Raw genomic sequence first — 23,168 nt, forward strand, 5'->3', positions numbered from 1 at the left:
TTTTTATTGGTTAGAACAGCTCTTCACCACCATTTTCTGAGGTATAGATGCTGTTTGAGAGCTCATTGGTGACAAACTCAGTCGGTTCTGTTCCTTCAAGGAAATATTCGAACATGGAGCTTGAATCAAACTTATTGGTAAGTAGACCTGAGTCTCTGTCGATACGAACACGGACAATGTTTTCAGGGATGACTTTCGCTTGTTCAGGTACCCCAACTAAAGCGGTGTGCATAAAGTCTACCCATGCTGGTTGAGCGGTTTTGGCTCCCGCTTCTGCACCTGAAATCTGATTTTTATCCAAGTTGCTGTTTGGCTTGGTTGTCCCTAGATTACGATTGTGGTCATCAAACCCAACCCAAGCGATTGCAACCATACCTGGGCCATAGCCGTTGTACCAAGCATCTTTAGAGTCGTTTGTGGTACCGGTTTTACCCCCTATATCACGACGTTCTAACGATTGAGCTCGCCAGCCTGTGCCGTTCCAGCCAGTACCGTCACGCCAGTTACCGCCACCCCAAATATTGCTGTACATCATTTCGCGCATTAAGAATGCAGTCTGCTCAGAAATAACTTGAGGTGCATACTGGGGTGGCTGTTGTTCAGTCACGTCTTGCTCAGCAAATTGGCCGCTAATGCTTTGCGCTGACTCACAGCCCTGACGGCAGATGGTTTTAGGTGTGGCTTCAAATTCTAGGTCTCCGAATGGTCCTTCTACGCGACTAATATAGAAAGGTTCCACATAGTAACCACCGTTGGCGAAAACAGAATAGCCTTGCGCCATTTTGATTGGCGTTAAGCTGCCTGCGCCGAGTGCAATTGTTTCTGAGCGTGGTAACTGATCAAGTTCAAAACCAAAACGCGTTAGGTACTCACGGGTCTCATCAAGGCCGACTTCACGCAGCACGCGCACTGCCATTACGTTTTTCGATTGAGCTAAACCAATACGTAGACGAGTTGGGCCAATGTAGGTTGGTGGTGAGTTCTTAGGACGCCACGCTGTTCCCTGACTTTGATCCCATTGGTTAATCGGTGCGTCATTGACCAGCGATGCTAGGGTCATTCCTTTATCGATCGCGGCAGAGTAGATAAATGGTTTAATACTTGAACCTACCTGACGTACCGATTGTGTCGCACGGTTAAATTTGTTGTGGACAAAGTTGAAGCCACCCACCAGAGAAAGTACAGCGCCATTTTCAGGATTCATAGCAACGAAAGCCGTGTTAGCATTTGGAACCTGACTGAGATGCCATGCAAATGTTGCTTCGTCGTTATCTGAGGTGATCTTGACTTGGCGTACCCAGATTTGTTCACCAGCTTTGAGCACTTCTTTTGCGTTTGATGGTGACTGACCTTGGCGGTCATCCGTTAGGAACTTACGTGCCCATTTGATGTTATCCCAAGTTAAGGTTTGAATGCCTTGTCCTTTTACTGAGATGGTTGCTTGTTTGTTTTCAACCTTAGTGACAACAGCAGGGATGAGTTCACCGTAGTTTGGCACATCGTTGAGAGTTTTATCTATTTGGGCTTGTTCAAACGCGGCTTGGTCTTCTTTCCATAATACTTTCTCAGCACCGCGGTAGCCGTGACGCTCATCGTAAGCGAGTAGGTTGTTAATCGCAGAGTCGTTTGCTGCGGCTTGCAGTTTAGAATCGACCGTGGTGTAGATCTTCATACCTGAGGTGTATGCCTCGTCTTCACCGTAGCGTGCAACCATCCAAGCACGAGCAAGTTCAGCTACATAAGGTGCACTTAGTTCAATTTCAGCGCCATGGTATTGAGACATGATCGGTTCTTCACGAGCTTGGTCGTACTCATCTTGCGTGATGTATTTTTCATCGAGCATACGAAGTAAAACAACATTGCGTCGATGAGTGGCACGTTCTAATGAGTAAATTGGGTTCATTGTCGACGGAGCTTTAGGCATGCCCGCTAAAATGGCAATTTCACTTAGGCTTAAATCTTTAAGCTCTTTGCCAAAATAGGTTTGTGCAGCGGCACCAAACCCATATGAACGGTAGCCTAAGAAAATCTTGTTGACGTACAGCTCCATGATCTCTTCTTTGCTTAGAAGCTGTTCAATATGGATGGCAATGAATATCTCTTTGATTTTACGCATTATCTTCTTCTCGTTGGAGAGGAAGAAGTTACGCGCGAGCTGCTGCGTAATGGTACTCGCACCTTGTTTCGCTGAGCCAGAAAGTGCCACCACAACCGCCGCTCGAGTAATACCAATTGGGTCAATACCTGGGTGGTCATAGAAACGGCTATCTTCGGTTGCGATAAGCGCTTCAATAAGATGTTGGGGAATGTCGTCATAGGCGACAGGTATGCGATGTTTTTCGCCGAACTGAGAGATCAGTTTGCCATCTTGACTAAATACCTGCATCGGAGTTTGCAGTTTAACGTCTTTTAGGGTGGCTACATCTGGTAGCTCGGGTTTGACATATAAATAGAAACCGAAAATAGTTCCGATTCCAAGAAATATGCAAATCAGTGTGAAAATAAACAAACGCTTTATGAACTTCACCGGAGATTCCCTGAATAATTGGGTTCACTATATGCAAACCCTTGTATTTTAAGCTAACAGTTAGCTCAATCATTTATGTGCTTATTGAACCATTCACTTACGCATAAGAGCTTAGCAACTATAAGGCATTAGCAGCATGGGTAAATCAGTAGTTTCAGGTATTGATATCGGCCACCACAGTATAAAAGTGGTCGTACTTAAACCATACAAGGGCAGATACGCACTGGTAGGTTACCAAGAGTTACCGATTGAAGCTGGCATTTTCTCTGATAACCACATGTTAAATTATCAGAAAATTGTAAAGAAACTCAAAGAACTAAGGAAGACTTTACCAAGAATTAGTCGCAAAGTAGCACTTACTCTCGCTGATAATTCAGTAATAAGTAAAGTATTACAGATAGATAGTGCCACTAGTCGGCATGAAATAGAATTTGCTCTTCTCGATGCATTTTCGTCTCAGTCCCCCTTTCCTGTAGAGGAGTTGTGCTTAGATTACGTTGAGCTGGAGGAGCAAAACACCGATCAATTTCGATTGTTTCAAGTTTTCGCGACCAAAAAGGGTGTCGTGAATAATCGAATTGAAGTGCTGCGAGCCGCAGGAATGTCCCCGCTGCTGATAGACCTTCGTTCACACAGCCTAGCCCGAGTTTGGCAACTGGCGGCGAGTCAGTTAGGTCGCAATGACTGGATGCTCATCAATATCGATCGGCATCTCTCGACAGTGTGTATTGATTTTCCTCTTCATGCTCCTTATTGCAAGGATATTCATGTCGGCAATGAAGATGAGCATAAGCCGACCTTATCACAGTGCCAGTTCAAGGCATTCGCGCAAGGATTAGTCGAGAAGCTAAAACGACAAATTCAGCTCATTGCATCCATCTACAATGTCAACATTCAGGGAATTTGGTTATGCGGAGAGGCAGGGCAGCTGTCAAAACTCTCTAAATGGCTACACATTTACTTAAAGCTAGAATGTCAGGTACTTGATCCCTTTGAACTACTAGAGTGGTCGTCTTGTCGCGTGCCAAGAAGTGAGTTAGAGGGAGGGGCATTTGCGATCGCCACCGGAGCGGCCTTGCGAGGTGTTAGCTGGTTGGAGTCGAAGAGTGTTGTATAACGTTAATTTACTTCCTTGGAGAGAATGGCGCAGGCACCAACAAAAGCAGCGCTTGAAGTGGTTAGTTAACTCAGGTGTTATGGTGGCTCTTGCTATTCAAGGTTTGGCGGGTATCTATATTGATCACCAAATTGATATCAAGCTATCTCACTTGGCATTATTGAACTCAGAGTTAGCACAGACAAAACAGCAACAAGGAGAGTTGGACAATGTGCGGCGAGAGCTGAATAACGTACGTGGGCATCATGAAGAATTAGCTGAGCTGAAGCAACGAACCGACACCGTCGTTCAGTTTATTGAATCACTTCCTGTCTATATCCCGTTACGTGTGTATCTCGTTAGCCTTCAGATGGTGGGGAATAAGATTGAAATGGTGGCGATCAGCAGAGAGATCGCCAATATCAGAGCACTACTAGACTCACTCGAAAATTGCCAATGGTGCCAACAGGTCCGAATTCATTCGATAACCAATGACAGTTACTTTTCTGGTCTTCTTTACCACAAAGCGGAGCTCTCATTTTCGCTAGATGGCAGTGAGGGACTCCCAAATGGCTAAGCTAACTTTCAACATTGAACAATGGTCACAATGGCCATTGCGTTACCAACTACTCATCACTCTACTCTTTTTCGTGTTTATACAGGGTATTGGTTATCAATGGTATCTAACCCCAAAACTAGCCCAAGTCGTCGTCACTGAAAAACAGCAACAACAACTGCAATTGCTGATTGATGAGAGTTTGGTGAAACTTGCTGAATTGACAGATATTAAAGCGAACTACCGTCTGGCACTGGAACAAAAGAGGCAGATCTCGGCCCCCTTCTTGTCTCAACCCGATATCACCGATGTGGTGGTTGAAATGAACCGGCTTGGTGTAGAGCGAAACCTGACATTCACTCGTATCGAAGTGCAAGAGCAAGACACGGACCGGTTATTCTATCGCCAGCTTATCAATATTGAGCTGAGTGGGCGCTATTTTGATATCGGAGCATTTATCCGCGATCTCGCTCAACTCCCTCAAGTGATCGTCGTTGAAGAGGTTCATTGGCAAAATAGCGCAGAGGCAAATTCGCCATTGAAACTCCGACTGCGGGTCTATCTTTATCAGTTGTTGATTGGAGAGAACAATGAAGACTAAGGTTCTCTCTGCCTTAGTGGTTGGCTTGATGGCAAAAGGATGCCTAGCCAAGCAAGAACTCGTGGCATCAAAGATGGATTATCTTACTGAGGCATCGGCATCTGTATTATTGGCTAGGGATGCACAAGGTCTTAGTGCTAAACGGGCGGTTCGAGATCCGTTTGAGCTGCCAGTCATCGAGACTCAGACTCAAAATAATAGCGTCGAGAACCAGTTATCAACGTGCCAGCCCACGATTGATTGTCCGCTCAACAACTGGTTACTCAAAGGCACCATCATTGGTGTGAAAGCAGCCTCTGCGTTTCTCCAAACACCTCAAGGAGAGATAAAACGTGCGACGACAGAGCAATCTCTCGATTCGGGAACAATGGTTGTTGAGCAGATAACGGCTGACTCAGTCGTGATGCGAGAAGTGCTTTCTGAACCAGAACGGCGGTCAGTTCGACATTCTCTCAAACTGCATTGAGTAAATAGAAGGTATCTTATGAGTGAGTCTTGGCCGAGGAAAATGAGTAGCAACATCCACTCTCTATCACTGTGGTTGCTTGTCACGATGCTATGTATATGGACAAGTGATAGCACTGCTAATGCGCTGGAGTCTACAGGTCGCGACGAATACAGCGACCAGCAAAGGAATCAGGTAGAGGTGGATGGAGACCAACTGTCGATTAACTTCCAAGATATTCCAGTGAGAATCGTATTGCAGTTGTTGGCGGAACACAGCGATTTTAACATTGTGGTGTCAGATTCGGTTAGTGGGAATCTGAGTTTACGACTCACTAAGGTCTCTTGGCAGCAGGTGTTTAATACCATTCTCAAGTCAAAACAACTGGGGAAATGGGTCGAAGATGGGGTGATCATTGTTGCGCCATTATCTGAAGTTGAAGAGCGGGAAAAACAGATTCTAAATAGCACTCGATCGGAGAGGGAACGACAACAGGCGATCTCGGAGGTTATTTGGGTCAAATACGCTAAGGCTGCCGATTTGTTACTGATGCTAAGTAACAATGAAAGTGGCAGTAACCCGTATCTATCAGAGAGAGGCACCCTGAGTGTTGATGAGCGAACCAACGCTCTACTTATTCATGATTTAGAACCTAATGTGATAGGCGTTAGAAACATCGTACGTTCACTGGATATTCCCCTCAAACAGGTGCAGATAGAGGCTCGTATTGTCACAGTGGATGAAGGGCAATTGGACGAGTTGGGCGTCCGGTGGGGATTAGATCGCACAAACCGAAACACGGTGATAGGGGGCAGTATTGAGGAAAATACACTTGAAGAATTTACCCTCGACCAAATGCTGAATGTCAACCTTGGTTCGACTTCAGTTAATGCCGCCAATATCGCTTTTCAGCTTGCGACTTTAGGCTCGGATGTATTACTCGATCTTGAGTTGTCAGCAATGCAATCAGAAGCGAAGGCGGAGGTCATATCAAGACCGAGACTCATGACCACAAATAAACAGGCAGCCTACATAGAGCAAGGGACAGAAATTCCCTATTTTGAAACATCGGATAAAGGTGTGGTTAGTGTTGAATTCAAAAAGGCGGTACTGAGCTTAGAGGTCACACCGCAGATTTTGTCTGAAGATAAGTTGATACTCGATTTGAACGTGACTCAAGACCGGCCAGGTAATGTGGTCAAAGCGGGGAAAAATGAAGCGCTGGCGATCAATACTCAGAGACTCGAGACGCAAGTTTTGGTCAACGATGGTCAAACCGTCGTCCTGGGAGGGATCTATCAATACAGTGTGACTGATTCTATAGATAAGGTTCCTATGCTTGGTGATATTCCCATTCTGGGAACGCTGTTTCGTCGTACTTACCAAAATATCGCTAAAAGCGAGTTGCTGATTTTCGTCACTCCAACCATAGTCACTGAGTCAGATTTCTCTGAGGTGCGAAAATAAATTTGCATTAATGGCACCTTATCTAGATAATTTCGGGTCTTATCACGAATTATCTGTGAGGAATCGGTGCCACAAGCTTTTCCATCGCTAGTACTATACTGGCTTTTCTTGTGGCGATGTCATTGAATTAACGTTGTAAATTACTGCTAAACATGGCTGAGAAACGCAATATTTTCCTTGTTGGCCCTATGGGTGCCGGCAAAAGCACAATTGGTAGACATCTAGCTCAACAGCTTCATATGGAGTTTGTTGACTCAGATACTGTCATCGAAGAACGCACAGGCGCAGATATCGCTTGGGTATTTGACGTAGAAGGTGAAGAAGGCTTCCGCGTTCGCGAGGAAAAAGTGATTAATGACCTCACTGAAGAGCAAGGTATCGTACTTGCAACAGGTGGTGGTTCAATCAAGAGCAAAGAAAACCGCAATCGCCTTTCTGCTCGCGGTATTGTTGTTTACCTAGAGACAACAATTGAGAAGCAACTTGCGCGTACTAACCGCGACAAGAAGCGCCCATTATTACAAACTGATAGTCCACGTGAAGTGTTGGAATCCCTAGCGGGTGAACGTAACCCTCTTTACGAAGAAATTGCGGACTACACAGTACGTACAGACGATCAAAGTGCAAAAGTGGTAGCCAACCAGATCGTAAAAATGCTAGAAGAAAGTTAAGACTTTTAGCAACTGGAGAATACCCATGGAACGGATTACGGTCAGTTTAGGTGAACGTAGCTATCCAATCTCAATTGGCGCCGGATTATTTAATGATCCGGCCCACCTTTCTTTCTTATCTGCAAAACAAAAAGTTGTCGTCATCACCAATGTGACGGTGGCTCCTTTATACGCGGATAAAATCCTCTCTCTTATAGAACAACTTGGCTGTCAAGCCTCTGTGTTAGAGCTACCAGATGGAGAGCAATACAAATCACTCGATACCTTTAACACCGTCATGAGTTACTTGCTTGAAGGCAACTATGCCCGTGATGTTGTGGTTATTGCGCTAGGCGGTGGCGTGATTGGTGATTTGGTCGGTTTCTCTGCGGCTTGTTATCAGCGTGGTGTCGATTTTATTCAGATCCCAACAACGCTACTCTCTCAGGTTGATTCCTCGGTGGGAGGAAAAACAGCAGTAAACCATAAGCTTGGCAAGAACATGATTGGGGCTTTTTATCAGCCTAAAGCGGTCGTGATTGATACTGATTGTTTGAAAACCTTGCCGAGTCGTGAGTTTGCGGCGGGGATGGCTGAAGTCATCAAGTATGGCATCATCTACGATCCTGAATTTTTTGTTTGGCTAGAAGATAACCTCGACAGATTATATCAACTGGATGAGCAAGCACTGACTTACGCGATTGCACGTTGTTGTGAAATCAAAGCGGAAGTGGTTGCACAGGATGAGAAAGAGTCGGGAATTCGCGCATTGCTGAACCTAGGTCATACATTTGGTCATGCGATTGAAGCCGAGTTAGGTTATGGTAATTGGCTACACGGAGAAGCCGTTTCGTCAGGTACCGTGATGGCTGCAAAAACCGCACAGCTTCAAGGGCTTATCACTGAGCAGCAAGTTGAGCGAATTATTTCTATACTGAAGAGAGCACAACTACCAGTCCATACACCGGAGCAGATGTCATTTGCTGATTTTATCAAGCACATGATGCGCGATAAGAAAGTATTGTCTGGTGAACTTCGACTGGTTTTGCCTACCAGTATAGGAACAGCCGAAGTAGTAAAAGGTGTTCCTGAGTCGGTACTTGAGCAAGCGATCGACTTCGCACGCACCGTATAATTCTTCTAGTCTGTAATACCAAACTGGCATCAATGATGTTGGTTTGGTACTACTCATATTGTCATTAGGATAACGCAAATGAGCTTGGCGCATGATCCACGTGTGTTGGAATTAGACTCTCAGACAGAACTGCTGGAACGATTGCAGCTGTTAACTAATTTTGGCTCAAACTTGGTGACATTAGGAGGAGCTCCGGGAGCTGGAAAAACTTGGCTAGCGCAATGCTATCTCGAAGCGTGGGCTCAAGATAAAAACCAGTCTCTACTCATGTGTCATGCCAACCAAGGTGATGACCAGCGTCGCTCGACAATCTTAACTCAGCTCGTGTCCGAGCCGCTATTTAACCCATCCGACTCTCTTGTGGAATCTTTTACGCGCTTAATGGAAGGTGAAAGCTGTGATGTGGTAATCGCAGTGGATGATGCTCATCTGCTGAGTGAGTCTTTTGTGTCTGAGCTTTGGATGTTAGTGCTTGAAGCGCAAACCAACCCGAGCTGGACTGTTAATGTGCTGTTGTTTGCAGAGTCTAACAGTATGGATGCGCTCCTGACTCGTTTAAGTTATGGTCAGGAACACAAACCAATTGATCTTGAAATTGAACCACTTAGCCAGCAGGAAGCGGATCGTTTTTTTGAACATTTGGTGATTCGATTTGTCGAAGATGACATGGAAAAACGGGTACGCAACGCGTATCGGACGGTCGCTCGCCGCCCTGGCGAGATCATGGCGTTAGGGGATTATAAAGTGGAAAAAAGGATTATTATCCGCTCGATAGTGGGTTCTCCGGTGAATATTGCATTACTGGTTATTACTTTGCTGGTATTAATCGGTGGCGGGTACTGGTGGATGATGATGCAACCATCTGCGGACGACAAAGCACAGCAAATTACCCAGTCGATGGAGCAGACGGTGATTCCTACTCTCCCTGAAAGTGAATCTGAAACAGAAGCTAGCGCAGTTATCATTGAATCAGAGCCCGTTATAGATCAGACCGTGGTGAATGCGGTTGATGACTCTATGGCTTTGCCACCCGATGTCACCGAGCAGGTAACAAGTGTCGGTACTGCCGATGATGCCCAACAGCGTGTAGTGATCACATCAGACGTTGTCGATGCGCTGATGGAAGGGAAACCTGAACAAGTGGATACCAGCGTGATCGATGAGGTGGTTGGACAATCTATGGTCGAAGAGCCGACTCCCGTTGAAGAAGCGGTATCGCCTCAAGAACAGACGCCAGCAGCAACAGAAACGGTCATTAAGTTCTCCTTTACTAAAGATGAACTTAAGAGTTTTTCTTCACGCAGCTATACTTTGCAGCTTGCTGCCGTTAGCTCACTTCAAGAAGTTCAGAAATTTATCGATCAGCATCAACTTGCTAACCAAGTCTTTATTTATCCAACGGAACGCAATGGTGTTGAATGGTACATTATCACCTATCAAAACTACCCAACGATTCAGGTTGCGCGTGATGCAGTGGCTGGATTATCGAGTGAGTTACAAAAACTGGATCCGTGGGCAAAGTCGTTGAATCAAGTTCAACGCGAGATAGATCGTGGCAGCCAAGAGAACTAGATTGTTTTTCACCGCAAAATAGCCTGAGATTAATTACAAAATATGTTACATTCCGCAGCCTTAATTTGTGGTTGATAGATAGAGCACTAGATGAAGAAGCAGCGAGCCTTCCTGAAATGGGCAGGGGGTAAATATGGACTTGTCGAAGATATCCAGCGTCACTTGCCTGAAGCTCGTAAACTGGTAGAGCCGTTCGTAGGTGCTGGTTCTGTTTTCCTCAATACGGACTACGAGCAATACCTGCTGGCAGATATTAATCCGGATCTGATCAACCTGTATAACCTTCTTAAAGTAAATCCACAAGAGTACATCTCGGAAGCGAAGCGTTGGTTCTGTGCTGAGAATAATCGTAAGGAAGCTTATCTCGATATTCGTCAGCAGTTTAATGCCACTGACGATGTCATGTATCGCTCCTTAGCATTTCTTTATATGAACCGTTTTGGTTTTAATGGCTTATGCCGTTACAACAAGAAGGGTGGGTTTAATGTCCCTTTCGGTTCGTATAAGAATCCGTACTTCCCTGAAGCAGAGCTAGAGTTCTTTGCGGAAAAATCAAAGAAGGCGACTTTCGTATGTGAAGGCTACCATGAGACCTTCAAGCGTGCGCGAAAGGGCAGTGTGGTTTATTGTGATCCTCCTTATGCACCGTTATCTAACACAGCGAACTTTACCTCATACGCAGGCAATGGGTTCAGCTTAGATGATCAGGCCGCTTTGGCGGATGTTGCCGAGCGAGCTGCGGTAGAACGTGGAATCTCAGTTCTTATCTCTAACCACGATACAACACTCACTCGTCGCTTATATCATGGCGCAGAGCTTAACGTGGTTAAGGTGAAGCGTACTATAAGCCGCAATGGTGCAGGGCGAAATAAAGTCGATGAACTGCTAGCGCTATTTAAGCCAACAGACGGTGAATAATCACATTTCATCAAGCTTTCCTATCTTCTGACCTTTAGCTTAGGTAGAATTGCGCGCAAAATGCTCTGTAATTCAGAGAATCTGTTTTGAATGCAATGATGCCAATTACTACTAGAGGTCAGGTATGAAAGATTTCCTTATCGCTCCATCGATTTTGTCTGCAGACTTTGCTCGCTTGGGTGAAGACGTTGAAAAAGTGCTCGCAGCAGGCGCTGACGTGGTTCACTTCGACGTAATGGATAACCACTACGTACCAAACCTGACTTTTGGCGCACCTATCTGTAAAGCATTGCGTGATTACGGTATTACCGCACCGATTGATGTTCACCTTATGGTTAAGCCGGTTGATAGCATCGTTCCAGATTTCGCCAAAGCTGGCGCATCGATGATCACATTCCATATCGAAGCATCAGAGCACGTTGATCGTACGTTGCAACTGATTAAAGAGCACGGCTGTAAAGCGGGTGTTGTACTCAACCCTGCGACCCCTTTGTCACACCTTGAGTACATCATGGACAAAGTGGATATGATTCTACTGATGTCAGTGAACCCAGGCTTTGGCGGTCAGTCTTTCATTCCAAATACCCTTGATAAGTTACGTGCAGTGCGCAAGATGATTGACGAATCGGGTCGCGATATCCGTTTGGAAATCGATGGTGGTGTGAAAGTGGATAACATCAAAGAGATCGCGGAAGCTGGCGCGGATATGTTCGTAGCCGGTTCTGCAATCTTTAACGAGCCTGATTACAAACAAGTGATCGACCATATGCGCGCAGAATTGGCTCAGGTGAAGTAATTCGATGAATAAGCGTATTAAACTGATTGCCTTCGATTTGGATGGTACTTTGCTTGATAGTGTACCTGATCTCGCGGTAGCGGCTGATCAAGCTGTTCAAGCATTGGGCTTTCCCGCTGTCACTGAAGAGCAAGTTCGAGACTATGTGGGTAACGGTGCTGATATTCTTATCGGGCGTTCACTTAGCCGTAGTTTTACCGTGTCACCTGATCTTGACCCACAATTGCATGCCAAGGCTCGTGTGTTATTTGATGATTATTACCAACAAGGCGGGCACAAGTTAAGTCATTTATACCCAGCGGTAAAAGAGACTTTGGCTGAACTGCACCGTGCTGGCTTTACGATGGCGCTGGTGACCAACAAACCTTCCAAGTTTGTTCCTGAAGTGTTGGCTCAGCATAACATTGGCCAATACTTTGTAGATGTTATTGGTGGTGATACTTTCCCTGAAAGAAAACCTAACCCCATCGCACTTAACTGGCTGCTTGAGAAGCACAACTGCCAGCCTGAAGAAATGTTGATGGTTGGCGATTCAAGCAATGACATCAAAGCGGCGAAGAATGCAGGTTGTTACTCATTTGGTCTTACTTATGGCTACAACCACGGTGAGCCAATCTCTGACTCTGAGCCAGATTACGTCGCGGACACCATCGCAGATTTAGTCGATGCTGTAACGGTTTGCGCGTAAGTGCAATAAAATATCTTCCAAAATACTCGTTAATGAGTACACTGAGTAAACCGTGTCACTAGGTGATTGATAACCTGAATCGACACGGTTTTTTCATATATTTAGATTAAGAAGTCAAAGGAATCATTCCCATGAGCAAACCCATTGTATTGAGTGGTGTTCAACCATCAGGTGAACTAAGTATCGGTAACTACTTGGGTGCTCTACGTCAATGGCAACAAATGCAGGACGATTATGATTGCCAATACTGTGTAGTAGACCTTCATGCAATTACTGTTCGCCAAGATCCAAAGGCACTGCATGAAGCGACGCTTGACGCATTAGCAATCTGTCTTGCCGTTGGTGTTGAACCGAAAAAGAGCACGCTATTTGTTCAGTCTCATGTACCAGAGCATGCTCAACTTGGTTGGCTTCTTAACTGCTATACCCAGATGGGTGAACTTGGTCGTATGACTCAGTTTAAAGATAAGTCTGCTCGTTATTCAAAAGATACCTCTAGCCAGTTCGGTGATGTGAATGTGGGTTTGTTTGACTACCCTGTATTGATGGCAGCTGACATCCTGCTTTACGGTGCTCACCAAGTGCCAGTAGGTAGCGATCAGAAGCAGCACTTGGAGTTAGCACGCGATATTGCTAACCGTTTTAACAACATCTATTCGCCAGAGCAGCCTATCTTCCAAGTACCAGAACCGTATATTCCAACAGTGAATGCACGCGTGATGAGCCTTCAAGATGCGACTAAGAAGATGTCAAAGTCAGACGATAACCGTAAAAACGTGATTACTCTGTTGGAAGAGCCTAAGTCAATCATTAAGAAGATTAACAAAGCTCAAACAGACGCAGAGACACCACCACGTATCGCGCATGACTGGGATAACAAAGCCGGTATTTCTAACTTGATGGGTCTTTACTCGGCAGCGACGGGTTTAAGCTTTGAAGAGATTGAAGCTAAGTACCAAGGCGTTGAAATGTATGGTCCGTTCAAGAAAGATGTCGGCGAAGCCCTTGTCGCAATGCTTGAGCCTATCCAAGCTGAATACCATCGTATCCGCGCTGATCGTGCTTACATGGATCAAGTGATGAGACAGGGTGCGGAAAAAGCGTCAGCTCGTGCTGCTGAAACATTGAAGAAAGCATACCAAGCAGTAGGTTTCGTTACACGCCCGTAGTGCTGAGAAAAGCCAGAACGCTGCGCTTCGAGATCGGGCTACGCCCTTCGAGATGCTAGATCGCTTCGCTCCGAGAACGGACTTCGTCCTTCGAGAGGCTCTTGTGGTGAGTGAGTCGAAAGTTGCAGGCAGCGCTGGCTAACGCTTAAGTCTAATTGTCTGATTTTAAAAGAAAAGGGTTGATATACACTGTCAACCCTTCCAAGTTTTTCTCGCTTCTCGCTTCTCGCTTCTCGCTTCTCGCTTCTCGCTTCTCGCTTCTCGCTTCTCGCTTCTCGCTTCTCGCTTCTCGCTTCTCGCTTCTCGCTATTGCGCCCCTTCAAAGCCCATTTGACGCCACGCTTCAAAAGCAATGATCGCCACCGCATTGGAGAGGTTGAGACTGCGTGCATCAGGCATCATTGGAATGCGGATGCGCTGTTCCATAGGCATACTTTCAATCAAATCAGCGGGTAGGCCGCGAGTTTCTGGGCCGAATAACAGCACGTCACCTTTATGGAATTGAGCGTCGACGTGATGACCTGTGGTTTTTGTTGTGCAGGCAAAGATGCGATAGTCACCGCGCTCTTTCTCTAAGTATTCCACAAATGCCTGATAGTTTTTGTGTCGAATAACGCGAGCAAGATCATGATAGTCGAGCCCTGCGCGACGTACTTTCTTCTCTTCCAAATCAAACCCTAGTGGCTCAATCAAATGTAAGTTGGCACCACAGTTGGCACATAGACGAATAATGTTACCAGTATTAGGTGCGATCTCAGGCTCATATAGGGCGATATCAAACATATTGTGATTCTTTAATTACTGACAGGATTGAGGCCTGAAAGTATAAGGCGGCTTGCCACAGCCGCCAAGTCTGATGTAGTGATTTTGTAGGGATACTTAGTGATGGAGAGGGAGTGTGATCGTCACGCACAGTCCACCTAGCTTGCTGCGCGTTGCACTCACGGTTCCGCTGTGCTGCCTTACTGCACTTTCGGTGATGGTTAATCCTAGTCCGGTACCACCACTGTGCCTATCACGAGCCGTTGACACGCGATAGAAAGGGCGGAAGATCGCATCGAGTTCATGGTCAGGTACCCCATCACCGTTGTCATCAACAGTGATCGTAATGTACTGGTTGGACTCTACCACTTGAACTTCGATACGATCCTTTCCGTAGTAGATGGCGTTGCGGACGATATTGTCTACCGCACTCATCAGCAACTTGGGATTACCTGATATTGCACAACTTGGCAAGGGAGTGAAAACCAGTTCTTTATCCATTTGTTCTGCTTCAAATTGAGCATCAGAAAGGATGGCTTCCCATAGACTACTGACGGGCTGTAGCTCTCGATTTAAGTGGCTGTCGACTTGCATTCGTGACAGCTCAAGAAGTTCAGCAATCATCTGCTCTAAGCGTTGCGCTTCGGTATCTATGCGAGTTAATTCCGCGCTCTCTCCTTGTTTTCTGGTGGCAAGCGCGTTTGCCATGCGCAGACGAGTGAGAGGAGAACGAAGTTCATGGGATATGTCGGACAGCAGTCTCTGTTGACCTGAGATCATCTGGTTCACGGCCTCAACCATTTGGTTGAAGCTAGCTCCTGCTTGGCGGAATTCACTGGTGCCTTTCTCCAAGCTAGGGTCGACAACAAACTCACCTTTCGCGACACGCTTTGCCGCTCGTTCAAGCTTACGAGCGGGTTGACTTAATGCCCACGCTAACCAAAGCAGTAAGGGCGTACTTACGATCATTACCGCAAATAGTAGCTGGAACGGTCGGTCAAACATTCGTAGCAAGAAAGGAGGTGGCTGATTCCACTTTACACCAACAAACAGTAATAGTTCCTGTTTTGCTAATGTCACAGGGAGGGGACCGGCAAACATGTAGTGACCGTATAGTTTTTGTTTTGGCTTTCCTGAAAGCTCGACACTCGTGATGAAGTTTTGTAGCGCTTTCGATCTATGTTCTCTTGAATCTTGTGTGGTTAGCAGGCTACCGTCGAGGTCGGTAACAAAAAAGCGCGGCCGTGTATCGCGAGGCGAGCGAGAAGGACCTTCAAGTTTGAATAGAATATTGGCAAGGTTTTCCCCGTTGGCGAACTGCTTCTCAATCGTCATTTTGAGTTCGATCAGACGATCATATTGATCGGCGGGAATATCACGAGCTTTCCTTGGATCAAGGTGAGGCAGAGACAGTACCGCCATCAGCACCAGAAACATAGTAAACCAAAAGATCGCAAAGATACGACCGTACAGACTGGTGATTTTTGGAAGTCGCATTAGTCCTCCTCAACCAGTAGATAGCCACGACCACGAAGCGTTTTGATACGTGATTTGCCATCTTCTCTATCCGGAAGTTTTTTCCGCAAGTTAGATACATGCATATCGATAGCGCGATCAAAAGCGGCTAGACGTTTGCCCAGTACATCGAGGCTAAGGGTCTCTTTGGTTAGTGTCTGTCCCGGATTTTGAACAAAGTGGCTCAACAATGCGAACTCAGTGGTGGTCAGATCAAGCAGTTGGCCCTGACAGTAAGCCTCCTGCTTGCCGGGATAGATTTGAATATCTTGGTATTCGACACAGTCTGAGTTTTTACTTTGCTTGCCATTGTCTGAGCTTTGAGTGCGACGTAAGATTGCTCGGATTCGCGCGAGTAATTCACGATCGCTGAACGGTTTAGGTAGGTAGTCATCAGCACCCAGTTCGAGACCAATAACACGGTCAATCTCTTCACCTTTGGCCGTGAGCATCAATACTGGGGTTTGCCAGTCTTCTCGGAGACGTTTGAGAGTTTCCATCCCATTGAGTTTAGGCATCATGACATCAAGCAGAATTAAATCAACATCATCGCTAAGTCGTGCTAGTCCTTCTTCACCATTGTTTGCTTCCGATACGTCGAACCCCTCAAAAGAGAGAACTTCTTTCAACAGGCTTGTGAGTTCTGTATCGTCGTCAATTAACAGTATATGTGGCATAGCAAGGTCTCAACTTAGTTTGGTTATCGTTAGTTTACTGGGAAAACGTCCATTGATTTAGTGTCATTATTGTTCTTTACGATTCTTTACGCTCTATAGACGTTGCTTTACGCTGCAAGTCGTATTCTACACTTAACCGCTGTGAAGACAGCTCATTCAACAGATTAACGTGAAGGGTACGATTATGAAATTAGCAAAAAAGGTAGTATTGGCAGCCGCTGTTCTTCCACTAGCATTAGGTACAGCAAGTGCTTACGCATTTGGCGGAAAAGATCACAATAATGGTGGAAATGGTCGACACGGCGAATGTGGTGGTGGTTTTGACCGAGGCATTATGCGTCAATTAGACCTCACAGATGCGCAAAAAACTCAGCTTCAAGAGATGCGCGAAACGAATAACCAGCAGAAAAAAGCGGTATTCCACGCAGAGAAATTAGCTCAAAAAGCTAAAGTAGAACAGTTGCTACTTGCTGATAATTTTGATCAGGCTGCGGCAAACGAATTAGCCAAAGCTATGGTTGAACAACAAACTGAACGCAAAGTGAAAATGTTAGAAAGACAGCACAAGATGCTAAGTATTCTGACACCTGAGCAAAAAGCGAAGTATTTCGAGTTGCAACAAGAGCGAGCTACAGAGCGTTCAGAAAAGATGCAAAAACATACCAACTAAGTTCTAGAGTTAGTGGATCAAAGGCGGCTGAAAAGCCGTCTTTTTTATATCATTTTTATTCAACTTGTGAAGCGTTATACTTAGGGAATGTTTGCTTACTAATCAAAGTACTATGAAACAGGAATACGCTCGCCTTGTCACCATGGCGGCTTGGACAGCTACGATAGTGGCTACGCTTTTACTTATTGTTAAAGTCGCAGCTTGGTGGGTCACGGGATCGGTCAGTCTTCTCGCGTCACTAATTGACTCGATGCTTGATATTGCCGCCTCACTGGTCAATTTGGTTGTCGTGCGGTACTCATTACAACCGGCAGACCGAGAGCACACCTTTGGTCATGGTAAAGCAGAGTCTTTAGCTGCCTTAGCTCAAGCGATGTTCATTTCAGGTTCGGCGGTCTTTCTTATTCTTAACGGTATAGAACGTTTCTTCAGGCCTCATGCTCTCCAGTCACCAGAGTATGGCGTATATGTCAGTTTGTTTGCCATTGCGGTGACATTGGGTTTGGTTACCTTCCAAAAACAAGTTGTCAAAAAAACGGGCAGCCAAGCGATCGCAGCCGATTCACTTCACTATCAGTCTGATCTCTATATGAACGCGGCTATTATGCTGGCGCTGGGTTTAAGTTGGTTTGGTATCACACAGGCAGATGCGGTGTTTGCTGTCGGGATCGGTGTGTTTATCCTATATAGCGCATTCAAGATGGTTCAGGAAGCCATTCAAACGCTACTGGACAGAAAGCTTCCGGATGATGAACTTAAAGCCATTCGACAATGTTGTTTGAATGTGAAGGGGGTACTGGGCGTTCATCAACTAAGAACACGGATGTCTGGCCCGACACGTTTTATTCAGCTTCATTTGGAATTGGAAGATAATATGCCATTGCTTGAGGCGCATCGAATCTCTGATCAAGTCGAGGATAAATTGCTTGAGCTTTTTCCTCAATCGGATGTACTAATTCATCAGGATCCCTATTCTGTGGTATTGGGAGCGGAGAAAGTCCAGAAATCTCAAGATTGGTAAGAGTAATAACGCAGACAAACCGTCAACTATTGACTATCTTTTCAGCGATACCACTTTTAACTGTGATCCTGATGTGTATCAAGTAAGTCAATGTGCAAAGCTGTAATACTCTTACATAAGTAGAAAACTTACATAATTTGATGCAAATAAAAGTAGTATTCCTTTCTAGGAAAGGTAACATATTGCACAGTTAAAGGAATTTTGTTGGTGGCTTGTTTGAAAGCGGCTGACGTAAAAATTGAAATAAGATTCCCAAAAATCGAGGGTGAGCATGATTAAGAAGATCGGTGTCTTAACAAGTGGCGGTGACGCACCTGGTATGAACGCAGCAGTCCGTGGTGTAGTTCGTACTGCACTATCTGAAGGGTTAGAGGTTTACGGTGTATTCGATGGCTACTTAGGCCTATATGAAGATCGTATCAAACAACTGGATCGTTCAAGCGTTTCTGACGTGATCAACAAGGGCGGTACGTTCCTAGGTTCTGCACGTTTCCCTGAGTTCAAAGAAGTCGAAGTTCGCCAAAAAGCGATCGAAAACTTACAGAAACACGGCATTGAAGCTCTTGTTGTTATCGGCGGTGACGGCTCTTACATGGGTGCGAAGAAGCTGACTGAAATGGGTTACCCATGTATTGGTCTTCCTGGCACAATCGACAACGACATCGCAGGTACAGATTACACAATCGGTTACCTAACTGCTCTAAATACAGTTATCGATGCGATCGACCGTCTACGTGATACTTCATCTTCTCACCAACGTATTTCTATCGTAGAGATCATGGGTCGCCATTGTGGTGATCTTACGCTTATGTCTGCGATCGCTGGTGGCTGTGAGTACATCATCACACCAGAAACGGGTCTAGATAAAGAGAAGCTAATTGGTAATATCCAAGATGGCATCGCTAAAGGTAAGAAGCATGCGATCATTGCTCTAACAGAGCTAATGATGGATGCGAACGAGTTAGCTAAAGAGATCGAAGCGGCAACAGGTCGTGAGACTCGTGCTACAGTTCTGGGCCACATTCAACGTGGTGGTCGTCCAACTGCGTTTGACCGTGTACTCGCTTCACGTATGGGTAACTACGCTGTACATCTTCTAATGGAAGGTCAAGGTGGTCGCTGTGTTGGTATTCAGAAAGAGCAACTTGTTCACCACGATATTATCGATGCAATCGAGAACATGAAGCGTCCTGTACGCACTGACCTGTTCAAGGTAGCGGAAGAGTTGTTCTAAGCACATCGCTAAAATGATTCAAATAAAAAGCCAGTTGGGAAACCAACTGGCTTTTTTACTATTTGTCGTTTGGTTAGTTCACAATCATGGTTGAGATAACGTAACCGACAGTCGTAGCGGTAACCACGCCAATGAAACCTGGTAGCAAGAAGCTGTGGTTGAGAATGTACTTCCCGATTTGGGTTGTCCCTGAGCGGTCGAAGGTAATCGCGGCTAGGTCACTTGGATAGAACGGGAAGAAGAAGTAAGCATAACATGCGGGTAGTACACCAATCAGAACAGGGGCTGGAATGCCCATCGCAAATCCAAGTGGCAGCATGATGGTAAGAACCGCAGCCTGACTCTTGAGGAATACTGACACCACAAACATCGCGATGGCGAAAGTCCATGGATGCGCGGCCACAATGTCACTCACCAAACTGATTAAGTAGGGTTTGTGGAAGCCGATAATTGTGTCACTCATCCAAGCAATACCAAAGATGATGATCACCGCCGTCATACCTGCGATAAACACGTTACTGTGGACGATTTTTTTCGGCTCTACTTTAGTGGTGAGTAGAATCAACGCACCGACAGATAGCATCAGGAACTGAATCGCTACCGACATCTTAACTCCGCTTGGTAGCAGACCTAAATCTTTACCAAACATCGCGACAAATATGACGGTGGCGATACCCGCGAGGAAGATGGTTAAACCTTTCTTCGCAACGCCTTCGTGGCTAGGGGTTTGATCGTCTTCATCGCTTGCATCAATTAGCTGTGCTTTGAATTCAGGATCTTGGCAACGTTCAATGAATGCTGGATCTTGATCGAGATCTTTACCGCGTTTCAAACTCCATAAACAGCCAACAAGTACACCAATCAGAGTTGCTGGAATGGTGACAAGCAGTACGTCAACTAGGCTGATATCGAGACTGTTGTCTGCGGCAGTCGCCATGACAACAGCCGCTGCTGCTGCAATCGGACTTGCCGTGATCCCCATTTGTGAAGCGACCGTAGACATTGCCATTGGTCTTTCAGGGCGAATACCTTTCTTATATGCCACATCATAAATAACAGGGAGAAGTGGGTAAACCGAGTGGCCAGTCCCGACTAACACAGTAAGAGAGTAAGTACAAAGTGGGCCTAAGAAGACGATTTGACTAGGGTGTTTGCGTAGCAGGCGCTCTGCGAACTTAACCAGTAGCTTGAGGCCACCCGTTGCTTCGAGTGTGGCTGATGCTGCGACCACCGCGAGAATGATCAGCATTACGCTGATAGGTGGTGATCCCGGTGCGACACCAAAAACGAAGGCCAGAACAGAAACGCCCAGACCACCGAGTAAACCAAACGCAATGCCTCCATGGCGGATACCGATAAAAATGACCGTCAGAAGCAGGAGCATATGTACGTAAAACATAATCTAACCCTACAGTAAGTTGAAAGTTGTGATTATGCTAACCCGAAAGGGGTAGGCGAAATGTGAGGTCTTTTGCTTATCTCGCGCATGACTTTCACTATTCGCCTCTTCTTTGTTTGTTATCAAATAACGAAGCTTAAATGGAGGAAATAGGTCGATTTATATCTAAGGCTTATGCACCAGAACGTAATCTCTTACGTTTCTGGAATGTTTGGTGTACGCCTCGACGTAACGCCTTAACTCTGTTTTCTGCTTTATCTACGCCAAGCAGAACCGTGAGTGCGAGCAAGGTGATAACAACGGACTGTTGTAAGTATCCTAACCCTATCATCAAGCCTAGAGCGGCAAGCATCCAGATAACTGCTGCGGATGTCACACCGTGGATCTTGCCATCTTGCGTCATCATTACACCGGCACCAAGAAAACCAACACCAGTAATGATTTGCCCAAGCACGCGAGCTTGGTCAAGGGTGTTTGGCGAGAGTGATACGGCCATAGACATAAATAAATAGGTACCAGAAATGATCAGAATTGAAGTACGAATACCGACAGGTTTGCCACGAGTCTGACGTTCGACACCAATTAAAATACCATTGATAGCGCAGCAAAGTAGCGCTAGCCAACTAAACGGTCCTAAGTCTAATAGTTGATCTAAAGTTGGTTGCATTATGACCTCCAAAACGCTTGAGTATGCATAGATTACAGGTGTCGATCGAACAAAAGATTTCTATCTTTAAGACAAAAAACTAGCAGCCATTTGTGGTAAGAATGAAACTCGGAGGATCGGTTTCCGTCGCCTCGGTGTACTGTAAGAAGCAGTTTAGTCCAACTTGTCTTCGACTCGCCGGCATATAGAGAATGATGCCATCGTCACCATTGGTATTGCTAAAGTACCAGTCAGCATTGTCGCGGCCCCAAGTGGTGTTTTCTATGTTGGCATCAATAAGATGAGCCCATGCGTTTGCATTGTCTGCTCTCGCATAGCCGTAGACGAGCAAGACATTCTCACCTTCAATTTCAATCGAAGCGTTCTCCTCGGTGTTGAGACCTCGAACCGATGACAAACCAATTAACTGATCGTTTGCTCCTTGCATGGCACTACGTAACCCTTGTAGGGCTGAAATGCGTGCGTCCGACTGGATATTTAACATACGTGGCAACGCTGTGACCGCTAGGATACCGAGCACAACAATGACGATAATGAGTTCAATCAGGGTAAATCCACGTACGTTTTTCATTACTACTCTAAATGTAGGTCGAGAGGGGTTTTACTGGCGCGGCCGCCAATTTCTCTAGTCAGTTTCGGTACCAAGTAACCAGAGACTTGTTCCAGCACGCCGGCCATGATTCTTTTGGCTTCCTGATCGGAAATAAAGAAATGCGCAGCGCCTTGCACCTTGTCTAGTACATGGATGTAATACGGCAGAATGCCTGCATCAAACAGTGCGTTGCTCAGCGCAACTTGGCTAGCAACACTGTCATTCACACCTTTAAGCATCACGCCTTGGTTGAGTAGAGTAACACCAACTTGTTTGAGTCGAGACAATGCGTTGGCAAGAGTTTGATCTATCTCCTGTGCATGATTGATATGCGTAACTAAGATCACTTGTAGACGAGTTTGAGCCAATGTGTCCGTCAGAGTCTGGGTGATACGATCTGGGATGACGACAGGTAATCGAGAGTGAATACGTAAGCGCTTAATATGGCTAATATCTGCAATATGCTTGATGAGCCAATTTAGCTCCTCATCCTTGGCCATGAGAGGATCGCCACCGGATAAAATGATCTCATCGATCTCAGGGTGCTGCTGAATGTAGTCGAGGCTGGTTTGCCAAACTTGCTTAGACCCTTTGTTTTCGTCGTACGGGAAATGACGACGGAAACAGTAGCGGCAATTGACGGCACAGCCGCTTTTTACAATCATCAATGCGCGATTACGATATTTGTGCAGTAATCCTGGGATGGCATTGTTCTGCTCTTCGAGCGGATCGTTGGAATATCCTTGATGAATTTCAAACTCCTCACTCAATGGCAGCACCTGACGTAAAAGCGGGTCATAAGGGTTGCCTTTTTCCATTCTATCGACAAAACTTTGCGGCACACGCTGCGCAAAAAGCTTTCGAGCTTCAAACCCGTTCAGCCAAGGGGTCGGATCAATTTCAAGTTGTTCGAGCAGTTTTGCAGGATCCGAGATCCCATTCGCTAGCTGTTTAAGCCAGTTTTGCTCAACAGATTCAACTTTTCGGGTTATGATGTGCGGCATTGAATTT

Annotated in this window: 23 protein-coding genes; 15 read left to right on the plus strand and 8 right to left on the minus strand. The window is 45.8% G+C overall.

Translation table 11 applies throughout. The features are described from left to right. Positions 1-10: 10 nt before the first annotated feature. Positions 11-2,527, minus strand: coding sequence for a penicillin-binding protein 1A (locus tag QTN95_RS12185; RefSeq protein ID WP_331417657.1), 2,517 nt, complete (start codon positions 2,525-2,527; stop codon positions 11-13). Between the two features lie 136 nt (positions 2,528-2,663). Here QTN95_RS12185 and pilM point away from each other — a divergent pair, with 136 nt between their 5' ends. From pilM to trpS, 12 genes are all read left to right on the plus strand, one after another. Continuing rightward, positions 2,664-3,644 (plus strand): type IV pilus assembly protein PilM, encoded by a 981-nt coding sequence (gene pilM / locus QTN95_RS12190; RefSeq protein ID WP_331417658.1) that lies wholly within the window; start codon positions 2,664-2,666, stop codon positions 3,642-3,644. After that, positions 3,634-4,200: a PilN domain-containing protein gene (locus tag QTN95_RS12195; protein ID WP_331417659.1), complete on the plus strand. Its 567-nt coding sequence runs from the start codon at positions 3,634-3,636 to the stop codon at positions 4,198-4,200. Before pilM ends, QTN95_RS12195 begins: the two co-directional genes overlap by 11 nt. Next, entirely contained in the window at positions 4,193-4,780 is a 588-nt protein-coding gene (locus QTN95_RS12200; protein ID WP_331417660.1) for a type 4a pilus biogenesis protein PilO, read from the plus strand. Before QTN95_RS12195 ends, QTN95_RS12200 begins: the two co-directional genes overlap by 8 nt. Further along, entirely contained in the window at positions 4,770-5,246 is a 477-nt protein-coding gene (locus QTN95_RS12205) for a hypothetical protein (protein ID WP_331417661.1), read from the plus strand. Before QTN95_RS12200 ends, QTN95_RS12205 begins: the two co-directional genes overlap by 11 nt. A 42-nt stretch (positions 5,247-5,288) precedes the next feature. Next, positions 5,289-6,692 carry a type IV pilus secretin PilQ gene (locus QTN95_RS12210; RefSeq protein WP_331417662.1) on the plus strand — a complete coding sequence of 468 codons (1,404 nt, stop codon included), beginning with the start codon at positions 5,289-5,291 and terminating at the stop codon, positions 6,690-6,692. A 152-nt stretch (positions 6,693-6,844) separates the two neighbouring features. Next, the gene (aroK, locus tag QTN95_RS12215) at positions 6,845-7,363 is read left to right on the plus strand and encodes a shikimate kinase AroK (RefSeq protein WP_138971063.1); all 519 of its coding nucleotides are present in this window, start codon (positions 6,845-6,847) and stop codon (positions 7,361-7,363) included. A 25-nt stretch (positions 7,364-7,388) separates the two neighbouring features. Beyond that, positions 7,389-8,477 carry a 3-dehydroquinate synthase gene (aroB, locus tag QTN95_RS12220; protein WP_331417663.1) on the plus strand — a complete coding sequence of 363 codons (1,089 nt, stop codon included), beginning with the start codon at positions 7,389-7,391 and terminating at the stop codon, positions 8,475-8,477. Positions 8,478-8,555: 78 nt separating this feature from the next. Continuing rightward, on the plus strand, positions 8,556-10,049 hold the full coding sequence (locus QTN95_RS12225; protein WP_331417664.1) for an SPOR domain-containing protein: 1,494 nt from the start codon (positions 8,556-8,558) through the stop codon (positions 10,047-10,049). A gap of 90 nt (positions 10,050-10,139) precedes the next feature. Beyond that, on the plus strand, positions 10,140-10,967 hold the full coding sequence (locus tag QTN95_RS12230; protein ID WP_331417665.1) for a Dam family site-specific DNA-(adenine-N6)-methyltransferase: 828 nt from the start codon (positions 10,140-10,142) through the stop codon (positions 10,965-10,967). Positions 10,968-11,091: 124 nt separating this feature from the next. Then, positions 11,092-11,763 carry a ribulose-phosphate 3-epimerase gene (rpe, locus tag QTN95_RS12235; protein ID WP_331417666.1) on the plus strand — a complete coding sequence of 224 codons (672 nt, stop codon included), beginning with the start codon at positions 11,092-11,094 and terminating at the stop codon, positions 11,761-11,763. Between the two features lie 4 nt (positions 11,764-11,767). Next, positions 11,768-12,451 carry a phosphoglycolate phosphatase gene (locus QTN95_RS12240; protein ID WP_331417667.1) on the plus strand — a complete coding sequence of 228 codons (684 nt, stop codon included), beginning with the start codon at positions 11,768-11,770 and terminating at the stop codon, positions 12,449-12,451. Positions 12,452-12,582: 131 nt separating this feature from the next. Then, positions 12,583-13,620, plus strand: a complete 1,038-nt coding sequence (gene trpS, locus QTN95_RS12245) for a tryptophan--tRNA ligase (RefSeq protein WP_331417668.1) — start codon at positions 12,583-12,585, stop codon at positions 13,618-13,620. A gap of 306 nt (positions 13,621-13,926) precedes the next feature. On the opposite strand, the gene trmL is transcribed toward trpS, so the two are convergent. The 3 genes from trmL to QTN95_RS12260 form a co-directional block, all read right to left on the minus strand. Further along, on the minus strand, positions 13,927-14,403 hold the full coding sequence (gene trmL / locus QTN95_RS12250; RefSeq protein WP_331417669.1) for a tRNA (uridine(34)/cytosine(34)/5-carboxymethylaminomethyluridine(34)-2'-O)-methyltransferase TrmL: 477 nt from the start codon (positions 14,401-14,403) through the stop codon (positions 13,927-13,929). A gap of 96 nt (positions 14,404-14,499) precedes the next feature. Continuing rightward, positions 14,500-15,879: an envelope stress sensor histidine kinase CpxA gene (gene cpxA, locus QTN95_RS12255; protein WP_331417670.1), complete on the minus strand. Its 1,380-nt coding sequence runs from the start codon at positions 15,877-15,879 to the stop codon at positions 14,500-14,502. After that, entirely contained in the window at positions 15,879-16,574 is a 696-nt protein-coding gene (locus QTN95_RS12260) for a response regulator (protein WP_331417671.1), read from the minus strand. Before QTN95_RS12260 ends, cpxA begins: the two co-directional genes overlap by 1 nt. Positions 16,575-16,758: 184 nt before the next feature. On the opposite strand from QTN95_RS12260, the gene QTN95_RS12265 reads away from it, so the two are divergent. From QTN95_RS12265 to pfkA, 3 genes are all read left to right on the plus strand, one after another. Further along, the gene (locus QTN95_RS12265) at positions 16,759-17,244 is read left to right on the plus strand and encodes a CpxP family protein (protein WP_331417672.1); all 486 of its coding nucleotides are present in this window, start codon (positions 16,759-16,761) and stop codon (positions 17,242-17,244) included. A gap of 112 nt (positions 17,245-17,356) precedes the next feature. After that, positions 17,357-18,265: a CDF family cation-efflux transporter FieF gene (fieF, locus tag QTN95_RS12270; RefSeq protein ID WP_269378344.1), complete on the plus strand. Its 909-nt coding sequence runs from the start codon at positions 17,357-17,359 to the stop codon at positions 18,263-18,265. 271 nt (positions 18,266-18,536) lie between these two features. After that, positions 18,537-19,499 carry a 6-phosphofructokinase gene (pfkA, locus tag QTN95_RS12275; protein ID WP_138971051.1) on the plus strand — a complete coding sequence of 321 codons (963 nt, stop codon included), beginning with the start codon at positions 18,537-18,539 and terminating at the stop codon, positions 19,497-19,499. A 73-nt stretch (positions 19,500-19,572) separates the two neighbouring features. Here the strand turns inward: pfkA and QTN95_RS12280 are convergent, their stop codons facing one another. The 4 genes from QTN95_RS12280 to epmB form a co-directional block, all read right to left on the minus strand. Then, the gene (locus QTN95_RS12280; RefSeq protein ID WP_138971050.1) at positions 19,573-20,898 is read right to left on the minus strand and encodes an anaerobic C4-dicarboxylate transporter; all 1,326 of its coding nucleotides are present in this window, start codon (positions 20,896-20,898) and stop codon (positions 19,573-19,575) included. A 172-nt stretch (positions 20,899-21,070) separates the two neighbouring features. Continuing rightward, entirely contained in the window at positions 21,071-21,565 is a 495-nt protein-coding gene (locus QTN95_RS12285; RefSeq protein WP_138971049.1) for an MgtC/SapB family protein, read from the minus strand. A 79-nt stretch (positions 21,566-21,644) separates the two neighbouring features. Continuing rightward, positions 21,645-22,136, minus strand: a complete 492-nt coding sequence (locus QTN95_RS12290; protein ID WP_331417673.1) for a type II secretion system protein — start codon at positions 22,134-22,136, stop codon at positions 21,645-21,647. A gap of 2 nt (positions 22,137-22,138) precedes the next feature. Continuing rightward, positions 22,139-23,161: an EF-P beta-lysylation protein EpmB gene (gene epmB / locus QTN95_RS12295; RefSeq protein WP_331417674.1), complete on the minus strand. Its 1,023-nt coding sequence runs from the start codon at positions 23,159-23,161 to the stop codon at positions 22,139-22,141. Positions 23,162-23,168 lie beyond the last annotated feature (7 nt).

The organism is Vibrio sp. M260112, assembly GCF_036533775.1.
Taxonomy (GTDB): Bacteria; Pseudomonadota; Gammaproteobacteria; order Enterobacterales; family Vibrionaceae; genus Vibrio.

What these genes read in the sequence shown, in the direction of transcription:
- trmL (WP_331417669.1), bottom strand. Translation starts at nt 14,403, where the DNA reads ATGTTTGATATCGCCCTATATGAGCCTGAGATCGCACCTAATACTGGT.
- QTN95_RS12240 (WP_331417667.1), top strand. Translation starts at nt 11,768, where the DNA reads ATGAATAAGCGTATTAAACTGATTGCCTTCGATTTGGATGGTACTTTG.
- QTN95_RS12285 (WP_138971049.1), bottom strand. Translation starts at nt 21,565, where the DNA reads ATGCAACCAACTTTAGATCAACTATTAGACTTAGGACCGTTTAGTTGG.
- aroB (WP_331417663.1), top strand. Translation starts at nt 7,389, where the DNA reads ATGGAACGGATTACGGTCAGTTTAGGTGAACGTAGCTATCCAATCTCA.
- pilM (WP_331417658.1), top strand. Translation starts at nt 2,664, where the DNA reads ATGGGTAAATCAGTAGTTTCAGGTATTGATATCGGCCACCACAGTATA.
- aroK (WP_138971063.1), top strand. Translation starts at nt 6,845, where the DNA reads ATGGCTGAGAAACGCAATATTTTCCTTGTTGGCCCTATGGGTGCCGGC.
- QTN95_RS12210 (WP_331417662.1), top strand. Translation starts at nt 5,289, where the DNA reads ATGAGTAGCAACATCCACTCTCTATCACTGTGGTTGCTTGTCACGATG.
- QTN95_RS12205 (WP_331417661.1), top strand. Translation starts at nt 4,770, where the DNA reads ATGAAGACTAAGGTTCTCTCTGCCTTAGTGGTTGGCTTGATGGCAAAA.
- rpe (WP_331417666.1), top strand. Translation starts at nt 11,092, where the DNA reads ATGAAAGATTTCCTTATCGCTCCATCGATTTTGTCTGCAGACTTTGCT.
- QTN95_RS12225 (WP_331417664.1), top strand. Translation starts at nt 8,556, where the DNA reads ATGAGCTTGGCGCATGATCCACGTGTGTTGGAATTAGACTCTCAGACA.
- fieF (WP_269378344.1), top strand. Translation starts at nt 17,357, where the DNA reads ATGAAACAGGAATACGCTCGCCTTGTCACCATGGCGGCTTGGACAGCT.
- QTN95_RS12230 (WP_331417665.1), top strand. Translation starts at nt 10,140, where the DNA reads ATGAAGAAGCAGCGAGCCTTCCTGAAATGGGCAGGGGGTAAATATGGA.
- QTN95_RS12200 (WP_331417660.1), top strand. Translation starts at nt 4,193, where the DNA reads ATGGCTAAGCTAACTTTCAACATTGAACAATGGTCACAATGGCCATTG.
- QTN95_RS12280 (WP_138971050.1), bottom strand. Translation starts at nt 20,898, where the DNA reads ATGTTTTACGTACATATGCTCCTGCTTCTGACGGTCATTTTTATCGGT.
- trpS (WP_331417668.1), top strand. Translation starts at nt 12,583, where the DNA reads ATGAGCAAACCCATTGTATTGAGTGGTGTTCAACCATCAGGTGAACTA.
- pfkA (WP_138971051.1), top strand. Translation starts at nt 18,537, where the DNA reads ATGATTAAGAAGATCGGTGTCTTAACAAGTGGCGGTGACGCACCTGGT.
- cpxA (WP_331417670.1), bottom strand. Translation starts at nt 15,879, where the DNA reads ATGCGACTTCCAAAAATCACCAGTCTGTACGGTCGTATCTTTGCGATC.
- QTN95_RS12265 (WP_331417672.1), top strand. Translation starts at nt 16,759, where the DNA reads ATGAAATTAGCAAAAAAGGTAGTATTGGCAGCCGCTGTTCTTCCACTA.
- QTN95_RS12290 (WP_331417673.1), bottom strand. Translation starts at nt 22,136, where the DNA reads ATGAAAAACGTACGTGGATTTACCCTGATTGAACTCATTATCGTCATT.
- epmB (WP_331417674.1), bottom strand. Translation starts at nt 23,161, where the DNA reads ATGCCGCACATCATAACCCGAAAAGTTGAATCTGTTGAGCAAAACTGG.
- QTN95_RS12260 (WP_331417671.1), bottom strand. Translation starts at nt 16,574, where the DNA reads ATGCCACATATACTGTTAATTGACGACGATACAGAACTCACAAGCCTG.